This is a genomic window from Lederbergia citrisecunda, assembly GCF_018343695.1.
Classification (GTDB): Bacteria; Bacillota; Bacilli; order Bacillales; family Bacillaceae_C; genus Lederbergia; species Lederbergia citrisecunda.
Map to the genome: position 1 here is coordinate 34,752 of NZ_JAGYPJ010000001.1, position 16,928 is coordinate 51,679.

Sequence of the window (16,928 nt, forward strand, 5' to 3'; positions counted from 1 at the left end):
ATATTATATCCTTTTTTAGTGTAGGGGAAGGTCTCTTTTCTACGTCTATTAGTTATAGATATGTGAATTATAGGAGTGAATTCCATGAAACGAAGTGCTATTTTACTTATTATTATTCTATTAGCGGTCATTACTTATCATAAAAAAGATCAAATTATTATGGCGTTTACGCATTCACCTGTACATATTTCGGGAGAAGCTGCCGTCCTAATGGATGAAAATACTGGGAAAATCATTTTTTCAAAAAACAAAAATGAAAAATTGTATCCAGCGAGTACGACGAAACTTTTAACTGCTTTGGTGGTCCTTGATAGAAGCGCACCTAACGAAAAAGTAAAGATTGGTAAAGAAGTTTATTTGCAAACGGAAGGTGAGGCGCGCGCCGGTTTATTCGAAGGACAAGTCCAGACTGTAGAGGGACTACTAGCCGCCATGCTTTTACAATCTGGAAATGATGCGGCAAGATCACTAGCTGTCTATACAGCTAACCAAGACAAGAAGATGAGTGAATTTGAAGCTATTCAGTATTTTGCAGATTTAATGAATAAAAAGGCGATGGAAATCGGAGCGATCCATTCTCACTTTGTAAATCCACACGGTTTGCATGATGAAAATCATTTTTCCACTGCCTACGATATGGCGTTAATTGCAAAAGAAGCGAAAAGAAATAACGTGATTAACAGACTTGTAAGTCAGCAAATTTATTCTACGAAAACACATACGTATAAAAATCGCAATCAGCTTTTAAATCCTAACAGCGATTATTATTACGAGGACGCGACAGGTCTAAAAACAGGATTCACTGATCAGGCGGGATATTGTCTCGTATCGTCTGCTAAAAGGGGGAATCGTAAGCTGATTTCGGTTGTTCTTCATTCAGGAAAAGAATCCATGTGGACAGATTCCATTTCGTTACTGGATTATGGGTTTGTACAAAATAAAGAAAATAAGCTTGCCCGACCATGATAAAATAAATTAGAAAAAAGTGTAGGGTCGGATGTTGTTTGTAACGTCTATAGAGATGCAAGCTCAGGAAGGGGGGAGAGAAGATTTGGATGATGTGCTCATTGAAAAGATAAAAAACGGAAATGATCATGCGTTTCGTATTCTCGTTGAAAAATATCGAAACCATATATTTTATACAGTGTACGGCGTTCTTCGAAATGAAAAAGATGCAGAAGATGCGACGCAGGAAGTGTTCCTAAAAATCTATACTTCTCTCCCCCAATACGAGAAGCAAGGTTTTAAAACTTGGATTACACGAATTGCCGTCAATCATGCGATAGATATAAAAAGAAAACAAGTAAGAAGGCAGGAAAACCAGCAAGTTGAGTATGACGAAACCGGCCATGCACCGCGAGCGGAAAGTGTGGAGTTTTTAGTCATTAATAAGGAAAAAAGAGAACTCTTACGAAAAAGGATCAAAGAACTGCCAGAAAATTATCGTTCAGTCGTTGAGGACTTTTACGTAAAAGAAAAGTCTTATCAAGAAATAGCAGTAAAACAAAATGTACAGCCGAAAACAATCGAAGTAAGGCTATATCGTGCAAGACAATGGATGAAAAAGCACTGGAAGGAGGATGATTTTTCATGAATCACATGACGTATGAAAATTGGCTAGAATACGTTCGGGATGAGCTTAATGAAGAAACACGAAAAGTATATGAAAACCATCTATACAGTTGTGACCACTGCCTAGAACTTTATTTAAAAGCGGTGGAAGCGACGGAATTCCAGATGCCGGGATTAGAGGAAGTGTCCAGCTTTACAGATTCGATTATGCAACAAGTCACAGAGTTAAATAAACCAAAGACAAAGCCAAAGCCACGAAAAAAGATTTCGCAAAAACAAACAATTGTTCATTATTTCGTAGCGGCCGCAGTAACACTGGTCTTAATGTCGACTGGAGTATTTTCTCATCTAATGAATATGGCAAGCTCATTTGAACATAGTGAGCAGAAACAAGCAGAATCATTTGTTCAATCGTTTTTAAATAAACAAGATTCCTTTACAAATAAATTCGAAGAGATACTTAAGGAGGAGGATCGTCATGAATAAAAACCCATTTATCGCCTTTTTGCTCGCATTTTTTCCGGGTGGAGGTTTGATGTATCTTGGGAAAGTATTGCGCGGGCTATTTTATACAGCAACTGTTTTTGGAATTCCACTTGTGTCGTTTGGGTTGGCAGCAATGTCGAACGAAGGTATATTTGCAGCATTCGCCATAGGCGGTGTGATCATGTACATTATCAACTTTATTGATACTGTCGTAACCGCGTCAAAGCTATATCAACAACCAGCCAATACACAGGATGTGGACTTACAAAAAAAGGCTAATGACTCTGAACGATTTTTTACAATAGTGCTGTCGATTGTACCTGGATTAGGCCATTTCCAGTTAGGGTTAGTATATCGAGGAATGACACTGCTTGCTTCCTTCCTTGGAGCAATGATTATGGTGTTATTTGTAACAATGATGACGGGACGAAGTGAGTTTCTTGTATTTCTCGCAACACTTCCAATCATTTGGATTTACGGATTCTTTGATGTAATTAGGCTACTTGATGCCAAACAAAAAGGAGAGACGCTTGTCGATAAATCAGTATTAGAAGATATTGAAAATAGATCAGGAGAAGGCAGAAAAAGCAAAGCCATTGCAACATTACTTTCCATTATCCCAGGAGCGGGTCACTTATATCTAGGACTGCAAAAACGCGGGATTCAGTTAATGGCAGCATTCCTTTTTTCCATCTACATCCTTGATGTATTAAGGCTTGGAATCTTCCTGTTTGTCGTTCCGATTATCTGGTTCTTCAGCTTCTTTGACGGTCTACAAAAAGCCTCAAGAGCAGAAAGTGATGAAGTGGAAGATGATGTACCAATCGTATCTTTCTTTGTTAATCATCAAAAATGGGTCGGGATTGGTTTGATAGCGCTTGGCGTGTATTACCTAGGAACAAACATTTTAATGCCAATTGTCGCTCCGTATTTCCAAAGACTTTTAGACCTCGATATCAATTATTGGTTCTATCGTTATTTCCAGACGGGAGTGCTCTGTATTTTACTCATCGGAGGCGGAATCAAATTAATGTCTGGAAAAAAAATAACACAAGCGAAAGAAGAAGGTGATACAGAATGAGAACGTGGAGAGTCGGTTCTTTTTCAATGGGAGGAGCACTCGTTTTCCTCGGCGTGTTCCTTCTTTTACAGCAAGTCCTTGATTGGGATCCTGCGGTTGCTCTTTTATCATGGTGGCCCGTATTATTCATTATTTTAGGAATTGAGATCCTAGTTTACTTATCGTTTTTTAACAAAGAAAATAGCCATGTCAAATATGATTTTATGAGTATCATCTTTATCGGTTTTATTGGAACTGTTGGACTAGGGGTTGCTTTGTTGCAGACTGTGGGGCTGCTGGACGCGGCGAACCAATATATTTCAGCGGATGTAAAAACGGTCGATCTACCAAAATATGAAGAAACGATGCTTGATGGGATTACACGCGTCCAAGTAGACACGGGTCCATATCCCGTTACGATTGAAAGTACGCCCAGTAAAACGATGACGATGTTCGGAACATATAGAGGGAATGTCGATAAAAAAGGCTTCCCGGTTAAAGAGGTTTCAGACTATGCACTCGTAGAAAAACACGGGGATACGATTTATATTCGTTTTAAAGAAATCCCGTACAAACGATATAGTAGTTTTAGCGGCCAAATGGAGCCTACTCTACTAATTCCAGAAAATATGAATCTTGAAGTCAATGGAAAAGGAAATTCATTGGCGTTGAAACCTCGGAATATGCAAAGTGACTGGGAAGTAGTAAATGGTGGTTATTTGGACATCATGGTATCGAAAGAAACAAACGTCACGCTTGAAGTTCAGGATTCCCGTAATTTGGATGATGGAAAATGGAAAAACATTCAAAAAGTGCAGAACGAGTACGAAGACGAGGAAACTGTGAAATCAGCGAGTCGAACATTTGGTTCAGGTAAGCATACCATTTTTATTAAAAATGCTGATGGCGTCCATATCAAATAGTCATGTGTAAGGCCCTGAAGATTGGATACCATTTATTAGTTAATGATGGAATATTTTTAAATTATCGGTTCGTCGTGACCAGTAAGTAGTATTCTGTTGCTTGTTGGTCACGATGAAGTATTCCAGGTGCCTTAGATTTGGAAAAAGCAGCGAGAAGGGCACGCAAGTCGATCTTGAGAAAGTCGGAGATGGTGTCCGATTGAAGCATTCAAAGTACCCACTTGATGAGAAAAATAACTTTAAGTATTAACTGTTCCCTCAGGGTTTAAAATGGATTACGAGCGGGTCAAGATTATGTAGTAGTGTGACACTTCAATCCAAAAATTAACTATTAATCCTAAAATTAATAATCAATTGCAAACTCGCTACGTAATCACAATCTGTTTAAAAATGTTCACAACATCTCCATCATCTGGGCCAATTCTTGTCCACTGTTCTGGATTTTATTGAAAAAAAGAGGTATGATATGTCCGGATACTTAATTGATAATAATATGATGTAGTCATTGATTTCTTGGTGATGGGGTGAAGTGAATGAAGAGAGCACGAATTATTTATAATCCGACTTCAGGCCGGGAAATTTTTAAAAGAAATCTAGCTGATGTTTTACAAAAATTAGAGAGTGCTGGGTATGAGGCATCTTGTCACGCTACGAGAAGTGAGGGAGATGCGATTAAGGCTGCTAGAACTGCTGTAGATCGTAAATACGATATTGTCATTGCAGCTGGCGGAGATGGCACAATCAATGAAGTAGTTAACGGGTTGGCCGAACAGGAGTATCGTCCAAAATTGGGGATTATTCCAACTGGAACGACAAATGATTTTGCCCGTGCCTTAAATATACCGAGAGATATTGATTCAGCTGTTGATGTTATCATCAAAAATGATACTATTCCCGTCGATATTGGTCGTATGAATGATAGTTATTTTATTAATATTGCTGGAGGCGGAAGGTTAACAGAATTGACGTATGAAGTACCGAGTAAGCTTAAAACCGTTTTGGGACAACTTGCCTATTACTTAAAAGGAATAGAGATGCTGCCATCTATCCACGCCGCAGATGTTAGTATCGAATACGATGGTAGGCTTTTTGAAGGTGAAATCATGCTCTTCCTAATAGGCTTGACCAACTCTGTCGGCGGTTTTGAAAAATTGGCTCCCGATTCATCGATCAATGATGGATTATTTACGCTGATGATTTTGAAAAAGACAAACTTAGCGGAATTCATAAGGATTGCGTCATTAGCCCTTCGTGGAGAGCATATTAATGATCCGAATTTAATTTATACAAAAGCAAATCATATAAAAGTAAAATCAAAAGAAAAAATGCAGCTAAACATTGACGGTGAGTATGGTGGTCTGCTGCCAGCTGAATTTTCAAATCTGTATCGCCACTTAGAAGTTTTTGTACCGATTGACAAAATTAGGGAACAAGATAAAGTATGAAACAGTCTTTCATTTTTTTGAAAGGCTGTTTCTTATTTTAGACTTTTTTGAATTTAATCCCTTGTTCATCTACCGTATAATTGCTATATTAACAATATTAGAGTATGAAAGCGTTTAAAACTCTAATTTTAGAGAGTACATAAAATAGTAAGGGAGAGAATAATATGAAAATTACAGTTTGGAATGAAAACCGCCACGAGAAAACGAATCAAGTCGTTGCGGATATTTATCCTGAGGGCATTCATGGAACGATCTCGAATGCACTTGCCGAAAATGGATTTGATGTTAAAACAGCAACTTTAGATGAACCAGAACATGGATTAACTGAGGAAGTTCTAAAAGAAACTGACGTACTTTTCTGGTGGGGACATATGGCTCATCATGAAGTAACTGACGAAATTGTCAACCGAGTACATAAACGTGTTTTAGAAGGAATGGGACTAGTCGTATTGCATTCTGGACACTTCTCAAAAATTTTCCAAAAGTTAATGGGGACAACTTGTAACTTAAAATGGCGTGAAGCTGACGATCGTGAAAGACTCTGGGTTGTTGATCCTTCTCACCCTATTGCAGAAGGTATTGGCGAGTATATTGAATTAGAAAAAGAAGAAATGTACGGTGAGCATTTTGACATTCCAGCTCCAGATCAACTAGTATTTGTAAGCTGGTTTGAAGGGGGAGAAGTCTTCAGATCTGGATGTACATACCAAAGAGGTAACGGTAAAATTTTCTACTTCAGACCTGGTCACGAAACTTACCCAACATACCACAATAAAGAAATTCAAAAAGTGCTTGTGAATGCAGCAAAATGGGTAAGCCCATCTAATCGTCCGTATCCTGCATATGGAAATGCGAAGCCATTAGAGGAAATTTCAAAAAAATAATAAATACTGAAATCCTTGTCTAATTTGTGACAAGGGTTTTTTTAGTTGAAATTAAATATATTTATGTTATATTACTAATTGAGAATGAATATCATTGTCATGTGAAGAGAAAAGGAGGAATATTAAAGTTTATTTTTTTTGAGATTAATTGATAATGATTATCATTGATAATTTTACATAAAAATTTCTAGAGGTGAAGGTAATGAAAAAAATAATTTCTCTATTAATCATTTCTGCATTAATGATTATAATCGCTGCTTGTGGCACAAGTTCGAAAAGCAATAATGATGAAAATACAGATGCTGAGCCTACAGAAGAATTGACAATTAAACACAAGCTAGACGAAACAAAAGTGAAAAAGAACCCTGAAAAAGTAATCGTTTTTGATTTTGGCTCACTTGATACATTAGATAAACTTGGAATTGAGCCAATTGCATTGCCAAAAGCAAATATCCCGAAATACTTAGAAAAATACGAAGATGCAAAGTATGAGAATGTCGGAAGCTTAAAAGAACCTGATTTTGAAAAAATTCATTCTCTTAAACCAGACTTAATTATCATCTCTGGAAGACAAATGGAGTTATATGATGAATTCAAAGCAATTGCTCCAACGATCTTCTTAGGTGTTGATACTGAAAACTATATGGAATCATTTGAATCAAATGCTAGAACAATCGGTAACATTTTTGATAAAGAAGATGAAGTAAACAAAGAACTTTCTGCCATTGAAGAAAGCATTAAAGCATTGAATGAAAAAGGTTCTAAAGTAGACGGAAAATCATTAATTGTCTTGGCCAATGAAGGAAAAGTAAGTGCATATGGTCCAAAATCAAGATTTGGAATTATTCATGATGTGTTTGGATTCGCACCAGTTGACGATACAATTGAAGTATCAACGCATGGACAGAGTATTTCTTTCGAGTACATTGTAGAAAAAAATCCGGATTACTTATTTGTAGTGGACAGAGGTGCAGCCGTTGATGGTGAATCGTCAGGCAAGCAAATTGTTGAGAATGACATGGTCGAAAAAACAAATGCTTATAAAAATGGTAAAATCATTTACTTAGATCCGGATTATTGGTACTTATCAGGAGGCGGACTTGAATCTGTTTCTAGCATGGTTAAAGAAGTTGAAGGTGCATTAGAATAATCGTTGGGACTGCTCCGTTATATTGGGGCAGTCTTTTTATTTGGTATAATACTAGTAAAAGCTGAAAGGGGTTATCTCATTGTTAACACAATGGTTGAAGGACTCTAACTATACAGTTATTTTAACAGGTGCTGGAATGTCGACAGAGAGTGGGTTGCCGGATTTTCGTTCTGCCGGAAAAGGACTTTGGACTAAAAAAGATCCAAGTCAGATTGCTAGCACAGAAGCATTAAATAAAAACGTCGAGGAATTTTTTCAATTCTATCGCCACCGTGTACTTGGCTTAAATCAGGCGAAGCCTCATCAAGGTCATGAAATTCTGGCCAAGTTGGAAAAGCAAGGTCTCATTAAAAGTATTATCACTCAAAATATTGATGGATTTCATTCAGAAGCTGGAAGTCAAAAGGTGGTAGAACTTCATGGAACGATGAAAAGGGTCCATTGCCAGTCATGCGGCAAGGAATACGGGAATGAGAAATATGCGAATGAAGAGTTTATATGTGAATGCGGAGGAAAGCTCCGTCCATCCGTTGTATTGTTCGGAGAAATGCTGCCTGAAGAAGCATTAATACAAGCAGCGGAAGAAAGCGAAAAAGCAGATTTGTTTATCGTTCTCGGATCTTCCTTGACAGTTACCCCTGCAAACCAATTTCCTATTATTGCAAAACAGAATGGTGCAAAACTAGTAATCGTCAATATGGAGCCAACGGACTTTGATATATACGCTGATCTCGTGATCAATAACAGTAAAATCGGGGAACTGTTAAAAGAAATAGAGAAAGATCTCTCCTGAATGCAGAAGAGATCTTTTTTATATAGCTAAAGAATTATTTTGGTATTTAGTGGACAATTTTCTAGGTAGGGGTTTTTCGTCCAGCTCCATCGCCAATCGACTAGCAAACTTCTTGCCCTTTTCCTAACGATAAGTCAACATCGGCTCGTTCCTAGCCGTGTTTCCTTTATCTTAGTCGAAGCCCCTGAAGTTTGTACGTCGATGAACAGGCGCTTCCGCATTTGTTATATAGCCATTAACTTATTAAGATTCTCAATCATATATTTTGGACGGATATTTTTCTCAATCGTATGCCCCATACGATTATAAAAACAGAAATCAATTCCTGCGTTTAACGCTCCATAGTAATCGTCGTGGAGTGAGTCTCCGACAAATAATGCGTCGGTATGATTGATATCCATACGTTTTAACGCTTCTTCGAAAATTTCTTTTTCAGGTTTCCAGTAGCCCACTTCATCGGAAATAATTAATTCGTCAAAAAAATGATCAATCCCACCAACAGATAGTCTACTCCTCTGAGCTTCTCCAATCCCATTTGATATGATAGCCATTCTATAATTTCCATGTAAATGGGACAATAAATCTTGAGCATGTTCTTCAAAATCACAGGCGTTGCAAAATGTTTCCCAATAAAAATTAGCCAACATCTTAGATTCCGTGCTATCAAGATTCAGGTTTTTTAACGTGTCCTGAAAGGAATACTCTAATACTTGATAAATAGAGTAGTTGGATTTTACTCGATCGTTCCAATAGTTGGTATTGATCGTTGTATACACATTCCAAAAGTCATCCCATGTAAATGACTTATTGTGAATTAATCCATGCTCTGTAACTGTTTTTTGCATGGATTTCAATTCGCTGACAGAGTAGTTTAATAAAGTATTATCCAAATCAAATATGATCGCTTTATAATCCATGAAAAACACCCTTTAATTAGTTTAGTAAATAGGTTACCGCAAATTGATGAAAAGGGCAATGGTGTTGTAAAAAGATAAAACTATCCAGTTGACGATAGTATTCTAGTGATTTTTCTCTCCTGCCATCCCAAAGGTATAAGGAAATGTTTTGCTCGTAACGATCTTATGAAAGTACTTGTACTCTCTCACCACCCATTCAGGAACGTGGACATCCCATCTTTAGGCAATAAGAGTTTTTTACCGTTTATTTGAATCACCTCATACTGCAAGATTTATATGACCAGTTTTTAATTAAATCCAAGAGTGATGTTAGCGTTAACAAAATTTAAAAAATTAATAACATTTCTTTTCACATACTACATATATAAAGATATAATAGTTTTGTATGATTCTTACTTTTTTGAGGATTCATAATAATAGAAGGGAAGTGTAAGTTTTGATTAATGTTGCTTTATTAAGTAGATGGCATGTACATGCTGATGATTATGCGAGAAATGCTCGAGATAATGCAAACCTTTCCATTCAATTAGTATGGGATGAAGATGCTGAACGTGGTAAAAAGTGGGCAGAAGAGCTAGGAGTGCCTTTTGAAGAAGATTTGGGAAAAGTATTATCAAATTCCGATATCGATGCGGTTATCGTTAGCACTCCAACAAGCTTACATAAAGAAGTGATGATTGCAGCTGCTAATCACAAGAAACATATTTTCTCGGAAAAAGTGTTGGCTTTTTCAGTGGAAGATTGTGAAGAAATCTATCAAGCTGTGGAAGCAAATGGCGTTCAATTTATGCTTTCATTACCTAGATTGACAGAAAGCTATTATTTATATGCTCAAGATGCATTAGATTCAGGAAAACTAGGTAAGCTTACAACAATTCGTTGCCGTTTTGCACATAACGGAGCTGTTCCGAATGAAGGAGCAACAAGAGGCTGGTTACCGGAACGCTTTTTCAATAAAGAAGAAGCTGGCGGTGGCGCATTAATCGACCTTGGTGCGCATCCAATTTATTTAACGAATCGCCTTGCTGGAAACGTTGTTTCTGTTCAAGCGAGACTTCAACAAACAAATGGACTTGGTGTAGACGACAATGCTGTCGTTCTAGTAGAATATGAATCTGGTGCATTAGGGATTATCGAAACAAGTTTCGTATCGAACGGAAGTCCATTCCAACTTGAACTATATGGTACAGAAGGAACAGTATTGATCGAAGATGGCCGTATAAAAATAAACGGCAAGCACTTTGACGGCTGGCAAAATCCAGAAGCACCTGAAGCATTACCAATGCCAATGGTACAGTGGACAGAAGCAATCGTGAATGGCATAACTCCGTCCATCACGAAAGATGACGCTATCCGTTTAACAGCTGTGAATGAAGCTGCTGCCCGTTCACAAGAAGAAGGAAAAAGAATTGAGTTAAATTAATTAGAAAAGAGGCTAGATATACTGACTTAGTATATCTAGCCTTTATTACTTGGGATTCGGAAAAGTTTTTTTGAAAAACAATACCCACCAAACAATGATATACAAATAACCCAAGAAAGAATAAATAGCCCAGATTGCCCCCTGTTGTAATTGACTAAGAAAATGTTCAACTTCATTATGGCCTTCTATTCTTCCAATACTATGGATCACACTAACAATAGGAATAGTCACAGTAAGTATGATTGTAATCAAAGACATCTTTATCAATTTCTTATATCTGACACTTAATATTGAAGCCCCAACTGTTATCAACAAGCATATGTAATAAATTACCCAAAACCAACTAAGAAGAGTTTCCCAATACATGTTCTTACCCTATCTTTTCGAAATAACAAAAAATTCCATAATTATAAAACTATTTTTCCAAAGATCCAGTTTAATAGAATATAATGGTAAAAAATTTTACTATGAGGTGACGTATGAAAGAGTACTTATATACAAAAATGTTAGGTATTTTTGTTGGAGCGTTAACCATTCTTGCAGCAGTAGGATTTGGAATACTGTTTTTAATAGGAACCGGCTTATCAAATGCACTGAATTCGGGATATGATAACTCCTCATCTAGCAGTTCAGCGGCAATCATCATAATCATTCTTCTTCTTTTTGCATTAATAACTGGAATCACTCCGTTTAAACTTAAAAACAAAATATGGAGAATAATTTATATAGGATTTTGTTTCATTCTTGGAATAGGATTTGTCATCGCCTTTATTATTTCTATTGGAGCACTAGGATTGATAAATGAATTGTTTATTTTATGTTTAGGGATTATATATTTGGGATTGAGTTATTTAGCTTATAGGAGAAAATAGCTTTATCAAAAAGAGTTAAGATCTCTTTTTTCTAAACAATGCTAGATCCATAAATGATAAGCCTAAAGCAGACCCTAACCCAATAAACAAAAATCCATAAGTATTAATTTTTTCAGGCAGAAAAAAGAAATTGAACAAATAATTCGAGCCACCCAATAAAATAAACAAAATAATAAAATTGAAAGTTCTTTTTCTTATCTCTTTCCAAGATAGTTTCTTTATATTTACAAAGGCGACAATAATTAAAAACAAAGCATACATCAAAAGATAAATAACATAGCCTATTATAAAAATGTTTGAGAAAGGATTATCAATATCCTTATAAACAATAAACAATGTAATAATTGTACTTATGAAAAATAAGAAAAACGGAATGATATTCAGCCATGAATATTTTTTGATCATAACACACCACCAAAAGGCACAATTTATATTGATTATCTCAGATTGCAAAATATTTGTTAATTAACATTTTTTTCAATCTAGATTCTTTACCATTCAGCAGGTTCCACTCCGGTCATATACCCTTTATGAACTAGATTCAAATTATGTTATAATCTACAAAGTAAAAAATGTACTGAAAAGGAAGACAATAATGGCTAAATTTCAAGCACCAGTTAACAAAAACGATTATATAGATGTTACGTTTGAAGATTTGACTCATGACGGCAACGGAGTAGCAAAGGTTGATGGATATCCACTTTTTGTTCCGAATGTATTACCAGGTGAAAAAGCAAAAATTAAAGTTGTTAAGTTAAATAAGGGCTACGGCTTTGGACGATTGATTGAATTATACGAAGAAAGTAAGTATCGAGTTCAGCCGGAATGTCCAATTTATAAAGAATGTGGCGGCTGCCAGCTTCAACATCTGAGCTACGAAGGACAACTAATAGCGAAAGAAAAGCAAGTTCGAGACGTAGTGGAGCGGATTGGAAAACTAGAAAATGTGACGGTTCATCCTGTTCTTGGGATGGATGAGCCTTGGCGCTACCGGAATAAATCCCAAGTTCCAATTGGTGAGCATGAAGGCGGTCTGATCGGAGGATTTTATACAAGAAGATCCCATGACATCATTGATATGGAAAAGTGTCTTATCCAAATGGAGCAAAATGACGTTATACTGCAAAAGGTTAAGGAGATTTGCAGTCAATATGGAGTAAAAGCGTATAATGAACAAACTCATAAAGGAACGTTAAGACATGTGATGGCACGTATTGGTAAAGTAACTGGTGAAATGATGATTGTGCTTATCACCCGGACTGCCGAAATACCAAACAGTAAACAAATTGTAGAGGATATTGTAAAGGCAATACCAGGCATTAAGTCTATCGTGCAAAACATTAATTCCAAACGTACAAATGTTATTTTTGGCGATCAAACAAAAGTCCTTTGGGGAAAGGAAGTCATATATGATTTTATCGGAGACATCAAATTTGCCATCTCAGCTCGCTCCTTCTATCAAGTAAACCCAGATCAAACAAAAGTACTTTATGATAAAGCGTTGGAATATGCAGATCTAAATGGAGAAGAAACCGTCATAGACGCATATTGCGGAATTGGCACCATTTCCTTATTTTTAGCCCAAAAAGCAAAAAAAGTGTACGGAGTGGAAATTGTTCCTGAAGCAATTGAAGATGCAAAAAGAAATGCAGAATTAAATGGTATCACGAATGTAGAATTTGAAGTAGGGGAAGCCGAAACAGTTATTCCAAACTGGTATAAACAAGGGATTCAAGCAGACATTCTAGTGGTAGATCCACCGCGGAAAGGCTGCGATCAAGCGTTGCTAGATACAATTATTAACATGAAACCGAAAAAAGTGGTTTATGTATCGTGTAATCCTGCAACTTTGGCAAGGGATTTGCGCATTTTGGAAGATGGTGGGTATAAAACGGTGGAATTGCAGCCAGTGGATATGTTCCCGCAGACCAATCATGTGGAGTGCGTAGCGTTGATAGAATTGAAATAGCTAGGTATCACTGGTTATACTCAATTTTAATAAATATCAATATGTGTATAATGTTCCCTCGGACTAATGGTTTGGGGGATTTTTTGACCTTCGGGGTCTTACTTTTACGCGAAATACGGAAAATTTTCAGGGGAAAGGTCTTTACTGCACAAAATTGTATGGACACTGTTTATCCATGTATTTTATTGCTCTAGAATTAGATACTTTAATTTTTTTCACAACAGGCTAGGAATGTGGAGTAACTCGTATATTACGGAATAGACTTATACTGCGCAGCAATAGACTTAATTATCAGCTGACTTTGTGAAGATATATATTAATACGGACTCACCTATTGGTGGTCCGTTTTTAGCTTAGTCAGTTTAAAATTAAAGGTTAAAGCGATAAATTCAGAAAATCATCGATATCCACCCCAAGCAAGTACAAAACTCGATGAAAAAAGAATAAATTCAAACTAAAAACCGGACATACCAAGTTCACTAGTCCGGTTTTTGTAAAAAAACTTAATCATTCTGATTAACCTCTGACCCAAGAGGAACTTCTTCCGGAAGCTTATACGAAGCGCTAGGAATTTTTCGTGGCTCATTATTAATGACATCTGACGAATACACCAAAATTCTAACGGTTCCACCGTAAACATTTGATCGAATCAATATAGGCTGGTTGTATTTGTTCGTAAAGCGGAAATCGGGTCCATACCAGCTAACAGTAGCGTCTCTACCTGAAGGTACATAGCCAACCCGTTTACTATGGGAGTATCGTTCTGTAATAGTCAACCCCGCTTTATCTACTGCATTGTACAACGTTGAAGAAATTTGGCATATTCCACCACCAATGTCCTCCGACAATTCACCCTTTACGATAACCGGTGCCCGCTTATAGCCCTTTTCCCTCGTTCGTTTTCCGACCACTTGATTAAAGGAAAAAGTCTCACCAGGAAAAACAACGTGGTTATTGATTGCTTCACTTGCAAGTAAAATATTATGAGAACGCTCTCTGTTATTTGAATTAAAATAGGTAGCATATTGTCCAATTCGATTTACTCTTATATGTGAGAGCAGTTCGCTATCCACGTTTGGAAATATTGTATGCATGGGAGCTTCTACGAAAGAGGAGCCTTTATTGAAAAAATATGTATAAAACATACGTGTGAACGCCTCATGGTTCAGTTTATACCCTACTTTTTCAGCAACAATATTCCCATTGTTATCCAGAGAAGCGTTTGTTGGCGGTTTATAGGTGGTCTTATCTAGTTTTTGAATAAATTCATTGTAGTTTTTTTGATCAATAAGTGGAATATCTATTAATGGGTTTGAAAAATAAACGCGATTAACATTTGCAATTGTTTTTCCTTCATGACTAACGACTAAATTGTCAGGAAGATTGTTTTGACTTCCTATCAATAATAATACTGACAACCAGATGAATTTCATAAGATAACCTACCTCCCAAAGTTAGTATGGGTATAGGGATACCTTTTCATGTGTATATATACACTTAAACTCCCTAAGTTCAATAAGGAGGGAGAGATGCAGTAGAAAATTTATCAAAGCATTAGAGGGATATCGAGTTGATGGAGTATTAGACCTTGCAGGACATTACATTTTTTAATCAAAAAACCTCCATTTTGGGGGCCCGGTCGGAAATCTTTATTATAACGGCAACGGAAGAATGCGGGTTTGGAGCGGGGGATTTCGGAAGGTTTATTTTGGTTGTACAAAAAGAATAATAGGAGATGTAACAATTAGAAAAGCCTTTCCATTTGGAAAGGCTTTAAGTTTTTGTAAATATAAAAAGGTTCCCAATCTCTACGTTGCCAGGGGGAGGATTGAAATTTTTTATAATATACCTAGCTATTTTAGAGTTAAGTAAGAAGTAATAGTCATGTTAAATACATATCTAAGGAAATATTATGTTTTATCTATAATTAATAATTTTTAGACATAAATACTTATTTACATTGTTTAATTAAATATTCAAACAAATCATATTTTGGTTTATCTTATGTTTTGAAAATGTTTTTTTGTTCATGTATCAACGTAGCTAGTCTTTCTAATGGTTGATATTTCAGTAAGAGTGCTATTGTCATCTAAAAAAATTTTTTTTAACAAGTCATTAAGAAAGAAAACTGTAGTAAATAGGATCCATAATCTTTGGATGTATAAACATTTTTATTTTTTGAGAAGCTGCTTTTGTATTTGTAATTTGAATAGCGGATGGAAGCAAAGTATTTGGGCTGATAGGCAAGTTACCAAAACCATCTTTAGGCAATAAGTTATTTGTATAAGCCGAAGGTGGTGAGAAAATGGGTAGACGAATAAAACATACATCACGTGACGTGGAGGAGTTATCGAGGCTCATGCTGGCGGAAGCGAACGGCGAAGGCGTTCAAGGGATGAACATGGTAGGAACGGTTGTTGCCAATCGAGTCGAGGCTGACTGTTCTCCTGACTTCAGAGGGTTGCGCAATATCAGACATGCGATCTATCAAACCATACCCGGAACTGGTATTCCTCACTTCGAGCCTGTCTTAAATGGAACATTGTATACACAACGTCCCACAGAAGCTGACCTCCAGAGGGCTAGGAATTTGTTACAGGGGGATAGGGAACCTCGTTCAAGAATGAATTTGTGGTTTTTTAACCCCAGTCCGGGGAAAAAGTACCGAGCTCCTTGTACCGAAACGATGCCAAGATCCCCCATGACGAAGTTCGATTTTGCGCACAAGAACCATTGCTTCTATGTCGGGGTACCGGGCTATTGCCCAGAGTTTTATAGATAAATTAAAAAGGAGTTGATCTTCTCATGACTCGCGAAGACTCTACTTATTATCCAACGAATTATTATCATGGTTATTATCCAACTTACATGATGCGGGGCACTGGCGCACAACCTGCTGGCTATCCGATGGCTATGCCTTCTGGCCCCTCGTATGCCGCCCCAGTGGTCCCGATGGGGACCGCACAGCAACTTCTAGGAGGCGCGATGGAAGAATCATTTATCGAAAATATTATACGCTTCAACAAAGGTAAGATTGGTACATTCTACTTTACTTACCAAGGTAACGACAAATGGAATTCAATGGTTTACCACGGGCGCATAGAAACAGCTGGTCGTGACCACATCATCATCAGCGACCCGTCCAGCGGCAAACGCTACCTACTAATGATGGCAAATCTCGACTGGGTGGAATTTGATGAAAAAATTAACTATCCTTACCCGAAAATCAGTCCGGATGTCCAGGCGTCCCTGACGACATCGGAATGAGTTATAGAACGCTAAAGCCCGCTTACTTCTTTTGGAGGATGAGCGGTTTTTTAGTTCTGACCACGTATAGAATGAAAATTCGGCAATGTATTGAAGTGAACGTTTTTCGCTGGTGCTATTGATACAATAAAGGATTATACTGATGATAAATTCGGTCTGTATGCTTT

At 37.0% G+C, this 16,928-nt stretch carries 17 protein-coding genes; 14 read left to right on the top strand and 3 right to left on the bottom strand.

Translation table 11 applies throughout. From position 1 onward, the window contains the following. Positions 1-84: 84 nt before the first annotated feature. The 9 genes from KHA93_RS00165 to KHA93_RS00205 all read left to right on the top strand — a co-directional run bounded on the left by KHA93_RS00165 (position 85) and on the right by KHA93_RS00205 (position 8,313). Positions 85-966 carry a D-alanyl-D-alanine carboxypeptidase family protein gene (locus KHA93_RS00165; protein WP_213108865.1) on the top strand — a complete coding sequence of 294 codons (882 nt, stop codon included), beginning with the start codon at positions 85-87 and terminating at the stop codon, positions 964-966. Positions 967-1,051: 85 nt separating this feature from the next. Next, entirely contained in the window at positions 1,052-1,594 is a 543-nt protein-coding gene (locus tag KHA93_RS00170; protein WP_233710994.1) for an RNA polymerase sigma factor, read from the top strand. Further along, entirely contained in the window at positions 1,591-2,058 is a 468-nt protein-coding gene (locus KHA93_RS00175) for an anti-sigma factor family protein (RefSeq protein ID WP_213108866.1), read from the top strand. The genes KHA93_RS00170 and KHA93_RS00175 overlap by 4 nt, the downstream gene beginning before the upstream one ends. Next, positions 2,051-3,139, top strand: a complete 1,089-nt coding sequence (locus KHA93_RS00180) for a hypothetical protein (protein ID WP_213108867.1) — start codon at positions 2,051-2,053, stop codon at positions 3,137-3,139. The genes KHA93_RS00175 and KHA93_RS00180 overlap by 8 nt, the downstream gene beginning before the upstream one ends. After that, on the top strand, positions 3,136-4,041 hold the full coding sequence (locus KHA93_RS00185) for a LiaF transmembrane domain-containing protein (RefSeq protein ID WP_213108868.1): 906 nt from the start codon (positions 3,136-3,138) through the stop codon (positions 4,039-4,041). Before KHA93_RS00180 ends, KHA93_RS00185 begins: the two co-directional genes overlap by 4 nt. 533 nt (positions 4,042-4,574) lie before the next feature. After that, positions 4,575-5,486, top strand: coding sequence for a diacylglycerol kinase (locus tag KHA93_RS00190; RefSeq protein WP_213108869.1), 912 nt, complete (start codon positions 4,575-4,577; stop codon positions 5,484-5,486). A 164-nt stretch (positions 5,487-5,650) separates the two neighbouring features. Next, on the top strand, positions 5,651-6,370 hold the full coding sequence (locus KHA93_RS00195; RefSeq protein WP_213108870.1) for a ThuA domain-containing protein: 720 nt from the start codon (positions 5,651-5,653) through the stop codon (positions 6,368-6,370). 202 nt (positions 6,371-6,572) lie between these two features. Further along, on the top strand, positions 6,573-7,520 hold the full coding sequence (locus KHA93_RS00200) for a siderophore ABC transporter substrate-binding protein (RefSeq protein WP_213108871.1): 948 nt from the start codon (positions 6,573-6,575) through the stop codon (positions 7,518-7,520). Between the two features lie 79 nt (positions 7,521-7,599). Next, positions 7,600-8,313 carry an NAD-dependent protein deacylase gene (locus KHA93_RS00205; protein WP_213108872.1) on the top strand — a complete coding sequence of 238 codons (714 nt, stop codon included), beginning with the start codon at positions 7,600-7,602 and terminating at the stop codon, positions 8,311-8,313. A gap of 224 nt (positions 8,314-8,537) precedes the next feature. Here KHA93_RS00205 and KHA93_RS00210 read toward each other — a convergent pair whose 3' ends face one another. Then, entirely contained in the window at positions 8,538-9,230 is a 693-nt protein-coding gene (locus KHA93_RS00210) for a YjjG family noncanonical pyrimidine nucleotidase (protein WP_213108873.1), read from the bottom strand. Positions 9,231-9,666: 436 nt separating this feature from the next. On the opposite strand from KHA93_RS00210, the gene KHA93_RS00215 reads away from it, so the two are divergent. Continuing rightward, positions 9,667-10,653, top strand: coding sequence for a Gfo/Idh/MocA family protein (locus tag KHA93_RS00215; protein ID WP_213108874.1), 987 nt, complete (start codon positions 9,667-9,669; stop codon positions 10,651-10,653). Positions 10,654-11,132: 479 nt separating this feature from the next. Then, positions 11,133-11,525 carry a hypothetical protein gene (locus KHA93_RS00220; protein ID WP_213108875.1) on the top strand — a complete coding sequence of 131 codons (393 nt, stop codon included), beginning with the start codon at positions 11,133-11,135 and terminating at the stop codon, positions 11,523-11,525. A 15-nt stretch (positions 11,526-11,540) separates the two neighbouring features. On the opposite strand, the gene KHA93_RS00225 is transcribed toward KHA93_RS00220, so the two are convergent. Further along, positions 11,541-11,930 carry a hypothetical protein gene (locus KHA93_RS00225; protein WP_213108876.1) on the bottom strand — a complete coding sequence of 130 codons (390 nt, stop codon included), beginning with the start codon at positions 11,928-11,930 and terminating at the stop codon, positions 11,541-11,543. A gap of 190 nt (positions 11,931-12,120) precedes the next feature. Here KHA93_RS00225 and rlmD point away from each other — a divergent pair, with 190 nt between their 5' ends. After that, the gene (gene rlmD / locus KHA93_RS00230) at positions 12,121-13,494 is read left to right on the top strand and encodes a 23S rRNA (uracil(1939)-C(5))-methyltransferase RlmD (RefSeq protein ID WP_213108877.1); all 1,374 of its coding nucleotides are present in this window, start codon (positions 12,121-12,123) and stop codon (positions 13,492-13,494) included. A gap of 503 nt (positions 13,495-13,997) precedes the next feature. Here the strand turns inward: rlmD and KHA93_RS00235 are convergent. Next, on the bottom strand, positions 13,998-14,927 hold the full coding sequence (locus tag KHA93_RS00235; RefSeq protein ID WP_213108878.1) for a VanW family protein: 930 nt from the start codon (positions 14,925-14,927) through the stop codon (positions 13,998-14,000). Between the two features lie 926 nt (positions 14,928-15,853). Between KHA93_RS00235 and KHA93_RS00240 the strand changes: the two genes are divergently transcribed. Further along, complete coding sequence (locus KHA93_RS00240; RefSeq protein ID WP_267917623.1) at positions 15,854-16,276, top strand: cell wall hydrolase; 423 nt, start codon at positions 15,854-15,856, stop codon at positions 16,274-16,276. Positions 16,277-16,299: 23 nt separating this feature from the next. Further along, entirely contained in the window at positions 16,300-16,761 is a 462-nt protein-coding gene (gerQ, locus tag KHA93_RS00245; RefSeq protein ID WP_213108880.1) for a spore coat protein GerQ, read from the top strand. Positions 16,762-16,928: the final 167 nt, after the last annotated feature.